Source organism: Kitasatospora sp. NPDC030952 (genome assembly GCF_055571335.1).
In genome coordinates this window covers 166101-183001 of the sequence record NZ_JBVIFM010000003.1, presented here as the reverse complement: position 1 = coordinate 183001, position 16901 = coordinate 166101, and the positions used below count along the sequence as shown (strand labels likewise).

15 protein-coding genes and 1 tRNA gene are annotated in these 16901 nt (G+C 73.1%); 13 read left to right on the top strand and 3 right to left on the bottom strand.

The features are described 5' to 3' along the window. Window positions 1–12 precede the first annotated feature (12 nt). From ACZ47G_RS08445 to ACZ47G_RS08420, 6 genes are all read left to right on the top strand, one after another. A complete protein-coding gene (locus tag ACZ47G_RS08445; protein ID WP_465740887.1) occupies window positions 13–516 on the top strand; it encodes a GNAT family N-acetyltransferase in 504 nt (167 codons plus the stop codon). Between the two features lie 10 nt (window positions 517–526). Then, window positions 527–1471 carry an ABC transporter substrate-binding protein gene (locus tag ACZ47G_RS08440; RefSeq protein WP_465740682.1) on the top strand — a complete coding sequence of 315 codons (945 nt, stop codon included), beginning with the start codon at window positions 527–529 and terminating at the stop codon, window positions 1469–1471. 28 nt (window positions 1472–1499) lie between these two features. Beyond that, the gene (locus ACZ47G_RS08435; RefSeq protein ID WP_465740681.1) at window positions 1500–2534 is read left to right on the top strand and encodes an amino acid ABC transporter permease; all 1035 of its coding nucleotides are present in this window, start codon (window positions 1500–1502) and stop codon (window positions 2532–2534) included. 113 nt (window positions 2535–2647) lie between these two features. Beyond that, window positions 2648–3400, top strand: coding sequence for an amino acid ABC transporter ATP-binding protein (locus ACZ47G_RS08430; RefSeq protein ID WP_465740886.1), 753 nt, complete (start codon window positions 2648–2650; stop codon window positions 3398–3400). A gap of 55 nt (window positions 3401–3455) precedes the next feature. After that, the gene (locus ACZ47G_RS08425; RefSeq protein ID WP_465740680.1) at window positions 3456–4445 is read left to right on the top strand and encodes an ABC transporter substrate-binding protein; all 990 of its coding nucleotides are present in this window, start codon (window positions 3456–3458) and stop codon (window positions 4443–4445) included. A 144-nt stretch (window positions 4446–4589) separates the two neighbouring features. Next, complete coding sequence (locus tag ACZ47G_RS08420) at window positions 4590–5801, top strand: serine/threonine-protein kinase (protein WP_465740679.1); 1212 nt, start codon at window positions 4590–4592, stop codon at window positions 5799–5801. Here ACZ47G_RS08420 and ACZ47G_RS08415 read toward each other — a convergent pair. After that, window positions 5757–6455, bottom strand: a complete 699-nt coding sequence (locus tag ACZ47G_RS08415; RefSeq protein WP_465740678.1) for an MBL fold metallo-hydrolase — start codon at window positions 6453–6455, stop codon at window positions 5757–5759. The genes ACZ47G_RS08420 and ACZ47G_RS08415 overlap by 45 nt on opposite strands. A 281-nt stretch (window positions 6456–6736) precedes the next feature. Between ACZ47G_RS08415 and ACZ47G_RS08410 the strand changes: the two genes are divergently transcribed. Beyond that, window positions 6737–7588, top strand: coding sequence for a fumarylacetoacetate hydrolase family protein (locus ACZ47G_RS08410; RefSeq protein ID WP_465740677.1), 852 nt, complete (start codon window positions 6737–6739; stop codon window positions 7586–7588). 43 nt (window positions 7589–7631) lie between these two features. Here ACZ47G_RS08410 and ACZ47G_RS08405 read toward each other — a convergent pair whose 3' ends face one another. Next, entirely contained in the window at window positions 7632–8402 is a 771-nt protein-coding gene (locus tag ACZ47G_RS08405; protein ID WP_380452869.1) for a TetR/AcrR family transcriptional regulator, read from the bottom strand. A 153-nt stretch (window positions 8403–8555) separates the two neighbouring features. Between ACZ47G_RS08405 and ACZ47G_RS08400 the strand changes: the two genes are divergently transcribed. The 4 genes from ACZ47G_RS08400 (at window position 8556) to ACZ47G_RS08385 (ending at window position 14291) form a co-directional block, all read left to right on the top strand. Then, window positions 8556–10313 (top strand): DUF885 domain-containing protein, encoded by a 1758-nt coding sequence (locus ACZ47G_RS08400; protein ID WP_465740676.1) that lies wholly within the window; start codon window positions 8556–8558, stop codon window positions 10311–10313. Between the two features lie 184 nt (window positions 10314–10497). Next, window positions 10498–12153, top strand: a complete 1656-nt coding sequence (locus ACZ47G_RS08395; RefSeq protein ID WP_465740675.1) for an MFS transporter — start codon at window positions 10498–10500, stop codon at window positions 12151–12153. A 98-nt stretch (window positions 12154–12251) separates the two neighbouring features. Then, complete coding sequence (locus ACZ47G_RS08390; RefSeq protein ID WP_465740674.1) at window positions 12252–13208, top strand: carbohydrate kinase family protein; 957 nt, start codon at window positions 12252–12254, stop codon at window positions 13206–13208. A 102-nt stretch (window positions 13209–13310) separates the two neighbouring features. Beyond that, entirely contained in the window at window positions 13311–14291 is a 981-nt protein-coding gene (locus ACZ47G_RS08385) for a trypsin-like serine peptidase (RefSeq protein WP_465740673.1), read from the top strand. Between the two features lie 137 nt (window positions 14292–14428). On the opposite strand, the gene ACZ47G_RS08380 is transcribed toward ACZ47G_RS08385, so the two are convergent. Continuing rightward, window positions 14429–14500, bottom strand: a tRNA-Arg gene (locus tag ACZ47G_RS08380). Window positions 14501–14671: 171 nt separating this feature from the next. On the opposite strand from ACZ47G_RS08380, the gene ACZ47G_RS08375 reads away from it, so the two are divergent. Beyond that, the gene (locus tag ACZ47G_RS08375) at window positions 14672–15100 is read left to right on the top strand and encodes a response regulator (protein ID WP_465740672.1); all 429 of its coding nucleotides are present in this window, start codon (window positions 14672–14674) and stop codon (window positions 15098–15100) included. Window positions 15101–15184: 84 nt separating this feature from the next. Continuing rightward, on the top strand, window positions 15185–16846 hold the full coding sequence (gene argS, locus ACZ47G_RS08370) for an arginine--tRNA ligase (RefSeq protein WP_465740671.1): 1662 nt from the start codon (window positions 15185–15187) through the stop codon (window positions 16844–16846). Window positions 16847–16901 lie beyond the last annotated feature (55 nt).

The window sequence follows — 16901 nt, the reverse complement described above, 5'->3', positions numbered from 1 at the left end:
GAGTTCCGCGAGGTGCCCCGCGAGGAGTTCCGCAAGGTCACCCTGGACGACCCGCTGGTCGAACCGCTGCTGCGCGAACTCACCCACGAGTACGTCACCCGCTACGGCCCCGGCGCCCATCAGGAGATGGCCCGCTACCCGGCCGACGCCTTCGCCGCGCCGCACGGCGCGCTGCTGCTCCTGCTGGCGGGCGGCGAACCGGTGGCCGGCGGCGCCTACATGCGCCACGACGAGCGGACCGCCGAGGTCAAGCGGATGTGGACACACTCCGCGCACCGCCGCCGCGGCCTGGCCCGCCGGGTGCTGGCCGAGCTGGAGCGCACGGCCGCGGCCGCCGGCTACCACCGGATGTACCTCACCACCGGCCCGCGCCAGCCCGAGGCCAAGGCCCTCTACCTGGCGGCCGGCTACACCCCGCTGTTCGACGTCACCGCCGACGGGCAGGAGGGGCGGCCCGTTCCCACCGGCCCGCTCCCGTTCGAGAAGCCCCTGCCGGCTCTGCTCCCGACCCACTGAAAGGCCCCCCGTGAGAACCACCACCGTCCGCCGCCGCCTCCTCGCGGCCGCCGCCCTGCTGCCGGTCCTGGCGCTGGCCGCGTGCGGCTCGGACCCGAAGATCGCGGGCGCGGCCGGGGCGGGCGGGCCGGCCGCCGCCACCGAGGACGTCGTCTCCGGCCTGGCCAGGTCGGAGGCCGCCGCCGCGCTGCTGCCCGAGGAGGTGCGCAAGTCCGGTGTGGTGAAGTTCGGTTCGTCCGTCGGCGCCCCGCCCAGCGCCTTCTACGCCGACCAGGCGAGCAAGAAGCCGGTCGGGGTCGACGTGGACTTCACCGACGCCGTCGCCAAGCTGCTCGGCCTGACCGTGCAGCGCCAGGAGGCCGCCTTCGAGACCATCCTGCCCGCCCTGGACAGCGGCAAGTTCGACGTCGGCACCGGGAACTTCGGGGTCACCGCCGCGCGGCTGAAGACCGTCGACTTCGTCACCTACATCGACGACGGCCAGGGCTTCGCGGTGAAGAAGGACAACACGGCCGTCCAGCCGGTCACCGACCTGACCCAGCTCTGCGGGCTGACCATCGGCACCGGCGCCGGCACCACCTTCGAGACCACGCTCAACAGCAAGAAGGGCGTGTGCGCCGACGCGGGGAAGAAGCCGTACGAGGTCAAGGCGTTCAGCGAGGGCGGCGCCCTGCTCACCGGCCTCCAGCAGGGCCGGGTGGACGTCGAGATGTCCACCATCAACGGGCTGCGCCACCAGGCCGCGCAGGAGGCCGCCGGGGTGCGCTTCCTCAACGAGTTCCACCGGCTGGACGTCGGCTTCGCCTTCAAGAAGGGCTCCCCGCTCACCCCGGCGTTCCAGGCGGCCGTCAACCAGCTGATCAAGGACGGGACGTACGAGCGGATCCTCCGCAAGTGGGGGCTCACCGACTCGGCGATCCCGGAGTCGCTGATCAGCCCGCCCGAACACCCGTGACGCCAGGGCCCGTTGAAGGAGTCCCCCGATGACCCCCGTGACCGTCGACACCCCGGCACCGCCGTCCCCGCCCGGACCCGCGACCGGCCCCGGCCTGGACGCCGCCGAACTGGACGGCCTGCGGACCGTCCCCGCCCGGCACCCGTGGCGCTGGGCGGCCGGGCTCGCCGCCCTCGTCGTACTGGCCCAGTTCCTGCACGGCCTGGCCACCAACCCCGCCTGGGACTGGCCCACCTTCCGGCGGTACTTCACCGCCGACACCATCCTCCAGGCGATCGGCCGCACCCTCGAACTCACCGCCTACGGCACCGGGCTGGGCTTCCTGCTCGGCGCCGTGGTGGCGGGGATGCGGCTGTCCCGCAGCGCGGTGCTGCGGACCATCGCCTGGGCGTACGTCTGGGTGTTCCGCTCGATCCCGCTGATCGTCCAGCTGGTGTTCTGGTTCAACCTCTCCTACCTCTACAAGCGGTTCGGCTTCGGCATCCCGTTCGGCCCGACCTTCGGCGAGTTCGAGACGGTCGGCGTGCTCGGCGCGCTCGGCGCCGCCGTGCTCGGCCTCGGGCTGCACCAGGCCGCGTTCGCCGCCGAGATCATCCGCGGCGGCATCATCGCGGTGGACGCCGGCCAGCGCGAGGCCGCCGCCGCGCTCGGCATCCCGCGCCGGCGGCAGGCCTGGCGGATCGTGCTGCCACAGGCCATGCGGGGCATCCTGCCGGCCGCCGCCAACGAGGTGATCTCGCTGCTCAAGGGCACCTCGGTGGTCTATGTGATGGCCATCGGCGAGCTGTTCTACCAGGCCCAGGTGATCTACGGCCGGACCGGCCGGGTGGTGCCGCTGCTGATGGTCGCCACCGTCTGGTACGTGGTGCTGACCACGGTGCTGTCGATCGGCCAGTACTACGTCGAGCGCTACTTCTCCCGCGGCACCCTGCGCACCCCGCCGCCCACCCCGCTGCAGCGCCTGCGGACCTTCCTGCGGAGCCTGCCCGCCCGTACCAGTGCCCGTGCCGCCGTCCATACCGCCGTCCGTATCGCCGCCCGTACCCCCGGAGGGACCCCGTGACCGCGCCGACCACGACCGCGCCGACCACGACCGCGCCGACCAAGACCGCGCCGAGCAAGGCCGCCCCGAGCAAGGCCGATCCGACCGAGGCCGATCCGACCGAGGCCGCCCCGATGGTGCAGGTCCGCGGCCTGCACAAGAGCTTCGGCCGGCTGAAGGTGCTGCGCGGGGTCGACCTGGACGTCCCGGCCGGCTCGGTCACCGTGGTGCTCGGCCCGTCCGGCTCCGGCAAGTCCACCCTGCTGCGGGCGATCAACCACCTGGAGAAGCTCGACCGCGGCCACGTCGCCATCGACGGCGAGCTGATCGGCTACCGGCGCTCCGGCGACCGGCTGTACGAGCTCAAGGAGCGCGAGGTGCTGCGCCAGCGCACCGGCATCGGCTTCGTGTTCCAGAACTTCAACCTCTTCCCGCACCTGACCGTGCTGGAGAACCTGGTCGAGGCGCCGATCGCCGCGCTGGGCCGGCCCCGGGCCGGGGCCAGGGCGGCGGCGCTGGCCCTGCTGGAGCGGGTCGGGCTCGCCGACAAGGCCGCCACGTACCCCCGGCAGCTGTCCGGCGGCCAGCAGCAGCGGGTGGCGATCGCCCGGGCGCTGGCGCTGGAGCCCAAGGTGCTGCTGTTCGACGAGCCCACCTCGGCGCTCGACCCCGAGCTGGTCGGCGAGGTGCTGGACGTCATCAAGGACCTCGCCCGCAGTGGCACCACGATGATCGTGGTCACCCACGAGATCGGCTTCGCCCGCGAGGTCGCCGACACCGTGGTCTTCATGGACGGCGGCGTGGTGGTCGAGCAGGGCCCGCCCGCCGAGGTCCTGGACCGCCCGCGGCACGAGCGCACCCGGGCCTTCCTGGCCAAGGTCCTGTAGCCGCCCTTCCCGCGTCAAGCCCCCCAACCCGCCTTCACCGAGCAGGAGTTCCGCCATGTCCCTACCCCGTCGCGCCCTCGTGGCCGCCGCCGGCCCGCTCGCCGCCGTCCTCCTGCTGACCGGCTGCGGCAGCGGCGCGACCGGCGCCTCGGCGGACCTCGCCGGAGCCAAGGGCAGCACCGCGCCCGACGGCACGGTGGTGAACCTGTCGCCCGAGCAGCACCGGGTGACCACGCCCAAGGTCGACGCGATCGCCGCGCTGGTACCGGAGGAGATCAGGAGAAGAGGCACCCTGAAGGTCGTCGACTCCATCGGCACCACCCCGCCGCTGGACTTCTACGCCGACGACGACAAGACCGTCATCGGCGTCGAGCCGGACATCGCCTCGCTGATCGGCGACGTGCTCGGCCTCAAGGTCGAGTTCAACCCGGTCTCCTGGGAGAACATCTTCGTCGGCCTGGACAGCGGCAAGTACGACGCGGGCCTGTCCAACATCACCGTCACCGAGGAGCGCAAGGAGAAGTACGACTTCGCCACCTACCGGCTGGACGTCCTCGGCTTCGAGACCAGGAAGGGCAGCGGGATCAAGGTCACCGGCGCCAAGGACCTGGCTGGCCGGTCCGTCGGCGTCGCCACCGGCACCAACCAGGAGAAGCTGCTGATCTCCTGGAGCGAGGAGAACGTCCGCAACGGCCTCAAGCCGATCGACATCAAGTACTTCTCCGGCACCGAGTACTACCTGGCGCTCTCCTCCGGCCGGATCGACGTCTACACCGGCCCCAACCCCAGCCTGGCCTTCCACGCCGTGCAGACCGGCCAGACCGAGGTGGTCGGCACCTACTCGGGTGGCGGCGCCGACGTCCTCGGCAAGATCGCGGCGACCACCCGCAAGGACAACGGGCTGGTCAAGGCGCTCAACGGCGCGATCGACGAGACGATCAGGAACGGCACGTACGGGCAGGTGCTCAAGCGCTGGGGCCTGGAGAACGAGGCGGTGCGGACCTCCGAGATCAACCCGGTCGGCCTGCCCAAGCCCAAGCCCTGACGCCGGGGCCCCTGACGCCGGGGCCCCTGACGCCGGGGCCCCGACACTGCTGCCCGCCTCGTTCACCCGTTCGTCCCCGGCCGCCGCTATGGTGACCCCGCCGACGGCGAACGCCGTTCGGGCGCGGGCACGTTGGGGGAGTGCATGCACAAGGGAGAGGTGCTCGGCGGACGCTTCCGGCTGGACGAGTGGCTGGGCAAGGGCGGCTTCGGCGTGGTCTGGCGGGCGACCGACACCGTGCTGGACCGGCCGGTCGCGGTCAAGCTGCTGCTGGCCGAGCACGCCGCGGACCGGGAGGCCGTCGGCCGGTTCGTCCGGGAGGCCAAGCTGGCGGGCAACCTGTCCAACCCGCACATCGTCACGGTGCACGACTACGGCCGGGCCACCGACGTCTCCGGGGAGCTCCACTACCTGGTGATGGAGCTGGTCCGCGGCCGCCCGCTGTCCGCGGTCCTCAAGGACGGCCTGCCCGACCACGGGCGGGCGCTCGCCTGGATGGCGCAGATCTGCGAGGCGCTCGACGCCGCGCACCGCAGCGGTGTCATCCACCGGGACATCAAGCCGGAGAACGTGATGATCGCGGACAGCGGGGACCGCGCCAAGGTGCTGGACTTCGGCATCGCCCGGCTGCTCACCCAGTCCACCGGGCTCACCTCCACCGGCAGCGTGGTCGGCACCGTCCCCTACCTGGCGCCCGAGTGCTGGTCCGGCGGCACCGTGGACGGCCGGGCCGACCTCTACGCCTTCGGCGTGATGCTGTACGAGGTCAGCACCGGCCGGCGCCCGTTCCGCGCGGACTCGCCGTACGACTACATGCGCAAGCACATGGCCGAGACCCCGCCCCGGGTGCGCGGCAAGGACCCGGCCCTGGCCGAGCTGGTCGCCCAGCTGCTCGCCAAGCGGCCCACCGACCGGCCCGCCACCGCCGCCGAGGTGCTGGAGCGGCTGAGCGCGATCCGCCCCGGGATGCTGCGGCCGGACGACCCCAGCCCGGAGCAGCTGCGCCGCCGGGCCGACCTGGCCTGGCAGCACGGCGCCGAGGGCCGGCCCGGGGACGCGGTGGACATCCTGGTGCAGCTCGTCCCGGACTTCGCCCGGATCTGCGGCCCGGCCGACCCGCGCACCCTGCGCACCTGCCACGACCTGGCCCTCTGGCTGGCCCGGGACGGCCTCCGGGGCGCCGGCGCCACGCTGCTGGAGGCGCTGGCCGAGCAGCCCGGCGCCACCCCGGAGGCCAGGGCCGATCTGCGGCGCGACCTCGCCCACTGGCAGCGGGAGGCCGCCCGGCTCGGCCCCGGCCCGGGGCGGGCGCTAGACCTGCGGGTGCTGCTCGGCGGCGGCGCGCAGCGCGGCTGAGGCACCCGCGGCGATCGGGTCGCCGTGCCCGAAGACCGCCGTCTCCACCGGCAGCGCGGCCAGCCGGTGGAAGGAGGCGAGGGCGCGGGCCGGGTCGGTGTGGAACACCCCTGGCCCGGTCCGGCCCTGCACGTTGGACACCACGTCGCCGGTGAACAGCACCCCGGGCCCGGGCAGGTGCAGCGCGATGCTGCCGTCGGTGTGGCCGGGCACGTGCACCACCACCGCGCCGCCGCCGATGTCCAGCACGTCCCCGTCCTCGACCTCGCGGTGCACCGGGCAGGGCTCGGCCGGCGGGATCGGCGGCAGTCCGTCCCACAGCTGCTGCTCGAAGGGGCTGAGCACGGGCGGCGTCGCCGGCTGCTCGCGCCGGACGACCGGCGCCTCCAGTCGGTGCGCCACCACCTCGGCGCTCCAGCGGCAGGCCAGCTCGGCGGCCGAGCCGGTGTGGTCCTCGTGGTGGTGGGTGAGCACGATCCGGCGTAGGGCCGCCGGCTCCAGCCCGATGGTGCGGATGCCCTTCTCGATCCCGTCCGCCGATCCGGCGACGCCGGTGTCGACCAGGGTCAGTCCGTGGTCGTCCCGCCAGAGGTAGGCGGTGCCGAACTCCAGGGTGATCATGTGCAATTCGTCGCGTACCCGGGTGATCTCCATGCCTCGGATCCTGCGCCCCGCGGCGGTCCGGCACACGGACGTTCGCCCTGGGCGTGTACGGATTCGCCGGCGGATCCTCCGGGTGACGTCGGGTGCCCGGCGGCTGTCAACCGTACGGGTCACCGATTCGGGCCCCGGTGGCCCGGTGCGATTTGATGGGAATCCGCCCATCGGGGCGGTCTGGTCCACCGGCCCGGGCCGTTGATATACCTCGTTGCCAGACTCGGGAGCGGTGTCCGCGCCGCCCCGGTGAGCTGCGACGAAAGGCTGGTGACGGATCGATGAAGCTCCTCCGTGTCGGACCCCCGGGCGCCGAGCGCCCGGTCGTGCTGGGCGAGGACGGCACCGCGTACGACCTCTCCGGGCGGGCCCGCGACCTCGACGGGGCCTTCCTGTCCGGGCTGGACACCGCCGGGCTGGCCCGGGAGGTGGCCGACGGCGTCCTGCCGGTGGTGGACCTGGACGGCCTGCGGGTGGGCGCGCCGGTGGCCCGACCGGGCAAGGTGGTCGGCATCGGGCTCAACTACCGCGACCACGCGGCCGAGGCCGGGGCGGCGATCCCGGACGAGCCGGTGATCTTCCTCAAGCCGAGCTCTACCGTGGTCGGCCCGTACGACGAGGTGCTGGTGCCGCGCGGCGGCGAGAAGACCGACTACGAGGCCGAGCTGGCGATCGTGATCGGCCGCACCGCCCGCTACCTGGACTCGCACGCCGAGGCCGCCGGGGTGATCGCCGGCTACACGATCGCCAACGACGTCACCGAGCGGGCCTTCCAGTTCGAGCGCGGCGGCCAGTGGGACAAGGGCAAGTCGGCGGAGACCTTCACCCCGCTCGGGCCCTGGCTGGTCACCGCCGACGAGGTGGCCGACCCGCAGTCCCTGGTGCTGCGGCTGTGGGTCAACGGCGAGCGGCGACAGCACGGCAACACCGCCGAGATGATCTTCCCGGTGCTCGAACTCGTCCGCTACGCAAGCCAGTTCATGGTGCTGGAGCCCGGCGACGTGATCGTCACCGGCACCCCGGCCGGAGTCACCCTGGGCCACCCGGGCAAGCCGTTCCTCGCCCCGGGGGACGTCGTCGAGATCGAGATCGACGGCCTCGGCCGCCAGCGCCAGGTGCTCGGCAAGGCCTGACCGCCACGCCGGCCCGACCCTTGGCACGGGGGTCGGGAGGCCGTCAGTCCCCGTCCGGGGAAGCGCCCCCCAGCACCGCCCGCAGCCGCTCGGCCCGCTCCGCCCGCGGCCCCTCCAGCGCGAGCAGCCCCGCCAGCACCTCCGCCGTCTGCGGATCGTGCAGCGCCGTGGCCGCCGCCATCGCCGTGAACTGGTCCACCAGCCAGTCCCGCAGCCCGTCCACCGGCAGCGCGCGCCCCTCGTCCAGCCAGCTCAGCGAGGCGCCCTCGACCACCGCGATCCACGAGCGCACCAGCAGGGTCAGCCGCGGTCCGGCCTCCCGCACGCCCAGGTGCCGCAGGGTCCGCTTGAGCGCCGCCCGCCGGACGTCGTCCACGATCGCCGAGGTGCGGGCCGTCTCCACCACCGAACCGCCGCGCAGCAGCGCCGAGTAGCCGGCGTCGTGCTCGGCCACGAAGGCGAAGTAGCCGTCCAGCGCGGAGGCCAGCTGCTCGGACGGCGTCCCGGTCGGCGGGACGGCGAACCGGGCGGTCAGCTCGTCCGCCGCGGTGCGCAGCGCGGCCTCGTACAACTGCTGCTTGCCGCCCGCGAAGTAGCGGTAGACCAGCGGCCGGGAGGCGCCGGCGGCCTCGGCCACGTCGTCCAGCCCGACCTCCTCGGGCGGCCGGGAGGCGAACAGCTCCAGGGCGACCGCGATCAGCTGCTCGCGCCGCTGTTCGACCGGTAGCCGCCGGTAGCCGGAGCGGCGCGGGCGCGGTTCGGGGGCGGCCTGGGCGGGCACCGGCCCGGTTGCCGTGGTGGGGCGGGCTTCCATGGTCGTCAGCGTAATGGGCGTCGGACCGATCGGGACCTGTCGCGCACCGGATCTCTCCGAACGGGTGTTCAGGTCGTGTGCCGGGCGCCGGAACCGGACCGCGGTCGGTCTAAAGGGGCTTGCAATCGGCCCGGGCCCCGCGATGATGTCCGAATGGTTGAAGAACTGATCACCACCGGCGGGGACACCCCCCGCCGCATCGCCGACGGTTACGTCCAGGCCCTGGCCGACCTCGATCCGCTGACCGCGGTGTACCTCGGCCTCAACCCGGAGGACGACCGGCTGCCCGACCTCTCCCCGGCCGGGGCCGAGGCGATCGCCGACCTCGCCCGCCGCACCCTGGCCCGGCTGGACGAGGCCGAGCGCTCCGGCGCCGCCGACGACGAGGCGGAGCGCCGCTGCGCCCGCCTGCTGCGCGAGCGGCTGACCGCCGAACTCGCCGTGCACGACGCGGGGGAGGACTACCGCGCGGTGCGCAACCTGGGCTCCCCGGTGCACAACACGCGGGAGGCCTTCACGCTGATGGCCACCGAGACCGAGGCCGACTGGCAGCTGATCGGCCGCCGGCTGGCCCGCTTCCCGCTGGCGCTGGAGCAGTACCGGCGGACGCTGGCCGAGGGCATCGAGCGCGGGCTGCTGTCCGGCCCGCGCCAGGTGGAGACGGTGGTCGGGCAGTTCGGCCAGTGGCTGTCCGGGGAGGTCCCAGAAGAAGGTGCGCCGCACAGCGGCTCGGGTGAGGGCGGTGGTGGGCGACGGGCGGGCTGGTTCGGCGAGTTCGTCCAGGCCGCGCCGGAGAGCGTGCGGGCCGAGCTGACCGGCCACGCGGTCGCCGCCGCCGACGCGCTGGCCGCGCTGCGCGACTGGCTGCGCGACGTGTACGGCCCGGCCGCGGCCGACACCCCGGACACCACGGGCCGGGAGCGCTACGCCCGCTGGGTGCGCTACTGGACGGGCGCCGACCTGGACCTGGACGAGGCCTACGCCTGGGCCTGGAGCGAGTTCCACGACCTGCTCGCACAGATGGAGGCCGAGGCCGAGAAGGTCCGCCCGGGCGTCGGCCCGATGGCGGCGATGAAGTGGCTGGAGACGGACGGCCCGTCGATCGAGGGCGCCGAGGCGGCCCGGGAGTACCTCCAGGGCCTGATGGACCAGGCCATCCGGGACCTCCAGGGCACCCACTTCGACCTGGCCGAGCCGGTCACCCGGGTCGAGTCGCGGATCGCCCCGCCCGGCAGCGCCGCCGCGCCGTACTACACCCAGCCGGCGCTGGACTTCAGCCGCCCGGGGCGGACCTGGCTGCCGGTGCTCGGCGAGGAGCGCTTCCCGGTCTGGGACCTGGTGTCGACCTGGTACCACGAGGGCGTCCCCGGCCACCACCTGCAGCTCGCGCAGTGGGTGTACGTCGCGGACCGGCTCTCCAACTACCAGGTGAGCCTCGGCGGGGTGAGCGCCAACATGGAGGGCTGGGCGCTGTACGCCGAGCGCCTGATGGACGAGCTCGGCTACCTCACCGACCCGGGCCACCGGCTGGGCTTCCTGAACGCCCAGATGATGCGGGCGCTGCGGGTCATCGTCGACATCGGCATGCACGTCGGCATGGACTTCCCGGCGGACTCCCCGTACCGGCCGGGCGAGCCGGTGAGCCCGGAGCACGCGCGGGAGTTCTTCGGCCGCTACTGCGGGCTGTCCGCCGACTTCCTGGACAGCGAGCTGGTCCGCTACCTGGGCATGCCCGGCCAGGCGATCGGCTACAAGCTGGGCGAGCGGGCCTGGCTGCGCGGCCGGGCGGCGGCGCGGGCGGCGCACGAGGCGCGCGGCGAGGAGTTCGACCTCAAGGCCTGGCACATGGCGGCGCTCTCGCAGGGCTCGCTGGGGCTGGACGACCTGGTCGCGGAGCTGTCCGCGCTCTAGGGCCCGTCCGGCGGATGGGGTGGGGACCAGGGCCCCGGGACTCGGTCAGGAGTCCCGGGGCCCTGGTCCTTTTGTCCGATAAAGGTCGATTTGGACAGGTTTTTCCTTGCGCTTCCCCGGAGCCGGGGTTTGGCTGGAAGGCGACTGCGTGACCTCTCCGTACCCCCTCCGGAAGGCTCGACCAGTGTCTGCTCAAGCCGTCACCGGTCATGAGGAAGCGGACAGCCGCCGCTGGTGGGCGCTGGCGATCATCGCCATCGCCCAGCTCATGATCGTCCTGGACATCACCATCGTGAACATCGCACTGCCGTCGGCCCAGCGGGACCTGGGCATCTCCGACGCGGACCGGCAGTGGGTGATCACCGCCTACACCCTCGCCTTCGGCGGGCTGCTGCTGCTCGGCGGCCGGCTGGGCGACCTCTTCGGCCGCAAGCGCGTCTTCATCATCGGCCTGCTGGGCTTCGCCCTCGCCTCCGCCCTCGGCGGCGCGTCGGTCAGCCCCGCCATGCTCTTCGGCGCCCGTGCCCTCCAGGGCGCGTTCGGCGCCCTGCTCGCCCCGTCCGCGCTGGGGCTGCTCTCCACCACCTTCTCGAACCCGAAGGAACGCAGTACGGCCTTCGGCATCTTCGGCGCGATCGCCGGTGGCGGCGCCGCGATCGGCTTCATCGCCGGCGGTCTGCTGACCGAGTACCTGGACTGGCGCTGGTGCCTGTTCGTGAACACCCCGATCGCCGTGGTCACCGCCTTCGCGGCGTTCCGGGTGCTCAACCGAGACCACGTCGCGAAGGGGCGCCGGATCAAGCTCGACCTGCCCGGGGCGCTGCTCGGCTGCGGCGGCCTGCTGGCCATCGTGTTCGGCACCTCCGAGGCCGTCACCCGGGGCTGGAGCGACGCCCTGGTGATCGGCTCGCTGCTGCTGGGCGTGGCGCTGCTCGCGGTGTTCGTCCTGGTCGAGAAGCGCTCCGCGCACCCGCTGCTGCCGATCCACATCGTGGCCGAGCGCAACCGCGGCGGCGGCGCGCTCTCGGTGGGCCTGGCCATGGTCGGCATGTTCGGCCTGTTCCTGTTCCTGACCTACTACATGCAGGCGATCAAGCACTTCTCGCCGGTGGTCTCGGGCATCTCCTTCCTGCCCATGACGGCCGCCATCATCCTGAGTTCGACCGGTGTCGCGGCGCGGCTGATGACCAGGGTGCCGTCCCGGGTCCTGATCACCCCGGGGCTGATGCTGGCCGCGGGCGGCATGGCCTGGCTGACCCAGATGAAGGTGGACAGCCCGTGGGCCGCCATGGTGCTGCCCTCGGTGCTGCTGATCGGCTTCGGCATGGGCCTGGTGTTCATGCCGGCGATGAGCCTGGCCACCCTCGGGGTCGCCCCGAACGAGGCCGGCGCGGCCTCGGCCACCATCAACTCGGCCCAGCAGGTGGGTGGTTCGCTCGGTACCGCGCTGCTGAACACGATCGCCGCCAGCGCCACCGCGACCTGGCTGTCCACCCGGATCGCGAGCGGTCCGCTGGTGCGGGCCCAGGGTGCGGTGCACGGCTACGTGGTCGCGACCTGGGTGGCGATGGGCGTACTGCTGCTGGCCGCGCTGGTCGCCTTCCTGATGATCGACCACCGTCCGGCGCCCGGCGAGGGGACCGCCGTCCCGGGTGCGGTGGAGGTGCCCGTCGCGGTGCCGACCGCCGTGGACGGGTCCCCGGTGGACGGAACGGGCGTGGACGGAGCCGTCGTGGACGGCCGGCCGAGCCCCAGGGCCGCGGCCATCGCCGATGTGCAGGCCAATGTGCGGCCCGGGATCCGCACGGAGACGGGCGCGGAACAGCCGCCGGCCGACTGACGGGAGCAGCCGACTGAATTTTGCAGCAAGGTCTTGCAGTCAACCTCCGGCGCCTGCTTGACTCCTGGCCACCGTCCAGGGATCGAGGAGGCGCCGTCGTGCTGCCGCAAGCCGTCGTGCTGCCGCAAGCCGTCGTGCCGGAGCCCGAGTTCGACCTGCTCGTGGTCGGCGGGGTCGGCGTCGACACCATCGTCCGGGTCGACCGGCTGGAACTGCCGCCCGGCGACTCCCACCACGTCGAGCCGGTGCGCGACCACCTGGGCCACACCGGCACCGGCGTCGCCCTCGGCGCCCACCGCCTCGGCCTGCGCACCGCCCTGCTGGACTTCCTCGGCGACGACCCCCAGGGCGAGCTGGTCCGCGCCGCCCTCGACCGGCACGGCCTGCACTTCGCCCACCTGGTCAGCCCGCACGGCACCCCGCGCGGGGTCAACCTGGTGGACCGGGCCGGCCGCCGGTTCTCCTTCTTCGACAGCCGCCACCCCGCCGACCTGCGGCTGCCGCGGTCCTTCCACCTCCCGTACGCCGAGCGCAGCCGGCACGTCCACCTCTCGATCACCGGCGTCAACCGGGACATGTACGGCGACCTCCACCGGCTCGGCCGCACCACCTCCACCGACCTGCACGACTGGGACGGCGAGAACCCGCACCACCGCGACTACGCCCTGGGCTCCGACCTGGTGTTCCTCTCGGTGGCCGGCTGCCGCGACCGCTACGAGCGGGTGATGCGGGCGATCCTCGCCGAGGGCCGGGCCGCCGTGGTGGTCGCCACCGCGGGCGCCGAGGGCTGCCACCTGCTCACCCGCGAGGACGGCGCGCTGCGCCACCTGCCCGCCCTCGACCCGGGCCGCCCGGTGCTGGACACCAACGGCGCCGGGGACGCCTTCGCCGCCGGCTTCCTGTACGCCTGGTTCCGCGGCCACCCGCCGCTGGACTGCGCCCGGGCCGGCTCGGCCGCGGGGGCCTTCGCCTGTACCTCCGCCGGGACGCACACCGGCTTCATCGAGGCGTCCGCCTTGGATACCCTCCTGAGGCCGGTCGGTCCGGGCCGGTGAGGGATTCTCATCGAGCTCCAAGCCTGCGGTAACGAGCCTTCCAGGCTGAGGCGTCATAGTCATTGACCGAACGAGGCGCCGACCAGGGCAGGGGAGTCAGGAATGGGCCAGCACAGCCGCGCGAGGTCACGCCGTCACCGTCTGCTGGCCCCCTCGCTGTTCGCCGCGCTGTCCGCGGTCGTGGTGGCCGGGGTGGTCGCCGGGACGCACGGGTTCAGCCTGGCCGACGCGTCGGCCGCCGGGAAGGTCGCCCGCAGCACCCGGCCCGTCGTCTCCGCCCCGGCGCCGTCCCCGACCGCCACCACCACGGCGGAGCCCGCCCCGGTCGTGGACACCACCCCGAGCGGCAGCCCGACCCCGGCCGCCACGCCGACCCCCGCCGACACCCCGACGCCCACCGCCGCCGCCACCCCCGACGTGCGCGACGCCGTGCTCGGCACGACCGCTCCCGCCCCCGCCGACAACCGGGAGACCTCCACCGTCGGCGCCCTGTTCAGCGGCCCGGTCGGGGCGGGCGACCACTTCTGCACCGCGAGCGTGCTGCACAGCGCCACTGGCAACCTGCTGCTGACCGCCGCGCACTGCCTCAGCAGCGCGAGCGGCGTGACCTTCGCCCCCGGCTACCGGGACGGCTCCGCCCCGTACGGCACCTGGCAGGTGACCGCGGTGCACACCGCCTCCGGCTGGTCCCAGAACGGCGACGTGGACGAGGACTTCGCGATCCTGGAGACCGCCCCCAACAACGGCCGCAACGTCGAGGACGTGGTCGGCGGCAACAAGCTGGGCACCGACGAGCCCTTCGGCGCCACCGTCCGCCTCTACGGCTACCCGGCCGACGCCGAGAAGCCCAACCTGTGCACCAACACCACCGGCCAGCAGAGCAGTTACCAGCGCGTCATCCAGTGCCCGTCCTACCCGGCCGGCACCAGCGGCGGCCCGTGGATCAACACCGCCACCGGTGACGTGGTCGGCGCCATCGGCGGCTACCAGCAGGGCGGCGACTCCGACGACACCTCGTACAGCGCCTACTTCGACCACACCATCGCCACCCTGTACACCCAGGTCGAGGGCAGCGCCCCCTGATCCGGCGGCCCCGGTCCCACCCCCACGGGGCCGGGCCCGCCGGCACCGGCCCCGGTCGGCCGTGCCCGGACATGACGAAGGCCCAGATCGGTGGATCAACTCCACTGATCTGGGCCTCAGTTGCACTTACCGCGAAGTGCCCCCGGTAGGATTCGAACCTACGCACCCGCCTCCGGAGGGCGGTGCTCTATCCCCTGAGCTACGGGGGCCTGTTGGCCTGCCGGCCGCTTGCGCGTTCCGACGGAATGAACACTACCAGGCTTCCGACGGGGCCCGTGCACGGGTTTCCGGAAAGATCGTCGGGGCGGGCCCGGCGGCCCGGTGGGCGGAAGTGCCCAAAGGCCGGACGGGGCGACGCGGCCGCCGATACCCTCGGTGAGGTGTCGGGAGTGTCCGGGCGGGTCCTCGTGGTGGACGACAGCGAGGTGATCCGCCAGCTGATCAGGGTCAACCTGGAGCTCGAGGGCTTCGAGGTGGTGACCGCCGCCGACGGCGCCGAGTGCCTGGAGGTCATCCGCCGGGTGAAGCCCGACGTGGTGACGCTGGACGTGGTGATGCCGCGGCTGGACGGCCTGCGGACGGCGGCCCGGCTGCGCGCGACCCCGGACACCAGCGCGCTGCCGATCGCGATCGTGAGCGCCTGCACCCCGGCGGACCTCGACCTGGGGGAGGCGGTCGGGGTGGACGGCTACCTCGGCAAGCCCTTCGACCCCGCCGATCTGGTGGCGCTGGTCCGGCGGCTGGTCCGGGCGGGGGAACGGTCCGATGCGTTTCGCCCTGAGCGAACAGAACGGACGGATCGCGGCTGACACCCCCGGCGCGGGGGTGCCGCCGCGTCTCAACCGGCAAACCGGGTGGCGGGCGGGTACCCCGTCTCGCCTACGCTTGGCGTCGTGACCCCCGCAGACCTTTCCCAGGCAATCCAGGCCGCAGTGAGCTCCGCCGTCGAGGCGGGTGAACTGGCCGTCGCCGTGCCCGAGCACGTGACGGTCGAGCGGCCCAAGAACCGGGACCACGGCGACTACGCGACGAACGTGGCCCTCCAGCTCGCCAAGGCGGCCGGCAAGCCGCCGCGAGCCATTGCCGAGGTCCTGGCCGGGCGCCTGCGAGGGATCACCGGCGTGGCCGAGGTCGACATCGCCGGTCCGGGCTTCCTGAACATCACCCTGGACACCGCCACCGCCGGTGCGCTCGCCCGCACCATCGTCGAGGCGGGCGAGGCCTACGGCCGCAACGAGGCCCTCAAGGGCCTGAAGATCAACCTGGAGTTCGTCTCCGCCAACCCGACCGGCCCGATCCACATCGGCGGCGTCCGCTGGGCCGCCGTCGGCGACTCGCTGGCGCGCGTGCTGCGGGCCTCCGGCGCCGACGTCACCACCGAGTACTACCTCAACGACGCCGGTGTGCAGATCACCAAGTTCGCCGCCTCCCTGCAGGCCGCCGCGAACGGCCGCGAGGTGCCCGAGGGCGGCTACGTCGGCGAGTACATCGTCGACATCGCCAAGACCCTCACCGACGCGATCCCGGGCGTGCTCGACCTGCCCGAGGCCGAGCAGCTGGAGGTCTTCCGCACCGAGGGCCTCAAGCTCATGGTGGCCGAGATCAAGCGCTCGATGGACGAGTTCGGCACCCACTTCGACGTGTGGTTCTCGGAGAAGTCGCTGCACGACTCCGGCGCCGTCGAGAAGGCCATCGACCGGCTGCGCGAGCAGGGCCACGTCTTCGAGCAGGACGGCGCGGTCTTCCTGCGCACCACCGACTTCGGCGACGACAAGGACCGCGTCCTGATCAAGGCCGACGGCGACAAGACCTACTTCGCCGCCGACGCCGCGTACTACCTGTCCAAGCGGGACCGCGGCGCCGAGGTCGCGCTCTACATGCTGGGCGCCGACCACCACGGCTACGTCAACCGCCTCAAGGCCATCTCGGCCTGCGCGGGCGACGACATGAACCGCAACATCGAGGTGAAGATCGGCCAGTTCGTGAAGATGCTTCGCGACGGCGAAGAGGTCCGCATGTCCAAGCGGGCCGGCAACATCATCACGATCGACGACGTGGTCGAGTGGATCGGCGTCGACGCGGCCCGCTACACCCTGGCGCGCTCCTCCACGGACTCGACGATCACGCTGGACATCAACATCCTGACCAGCCAGACCAACGAGAACCGGGTCTACTACGTCCAGTACGCCCACTCGCGGATGTGCGCCGTCCAGCGCAACGCCGACGACCAGGGCATCACGCGCGGTGCGGCGGAGGACTTCAAACCGGAGCTGCTGGCCACCGACTGGGAGTCCGACCTGCTCGGCCACCTCGGCGAGTTCCCGCGCGTGCTGGCCTCGGCCGGCGAGCTGCGCGAGCCGCACCGGGTCGCCGTGTACCTGGAGGAGCTGGCGGCCAAGTACCACCGCTTCTACGACAACTGCCGCATCCTGCCCCGGGGCGACGAGGAGGTCACCGACCTCACGCGCGCCCGCCTCTGGTTGGCCGACGCGACGCGCACGGTCGTCGCCAACGGCCTCACGCTCCTGGGCGTGACGGCGCCCGAGCGGATGTAAGCACCACCCCCAAGCGCACAGCGGGGGCGGCTGACGGTCAACGGGGACCGTCGCC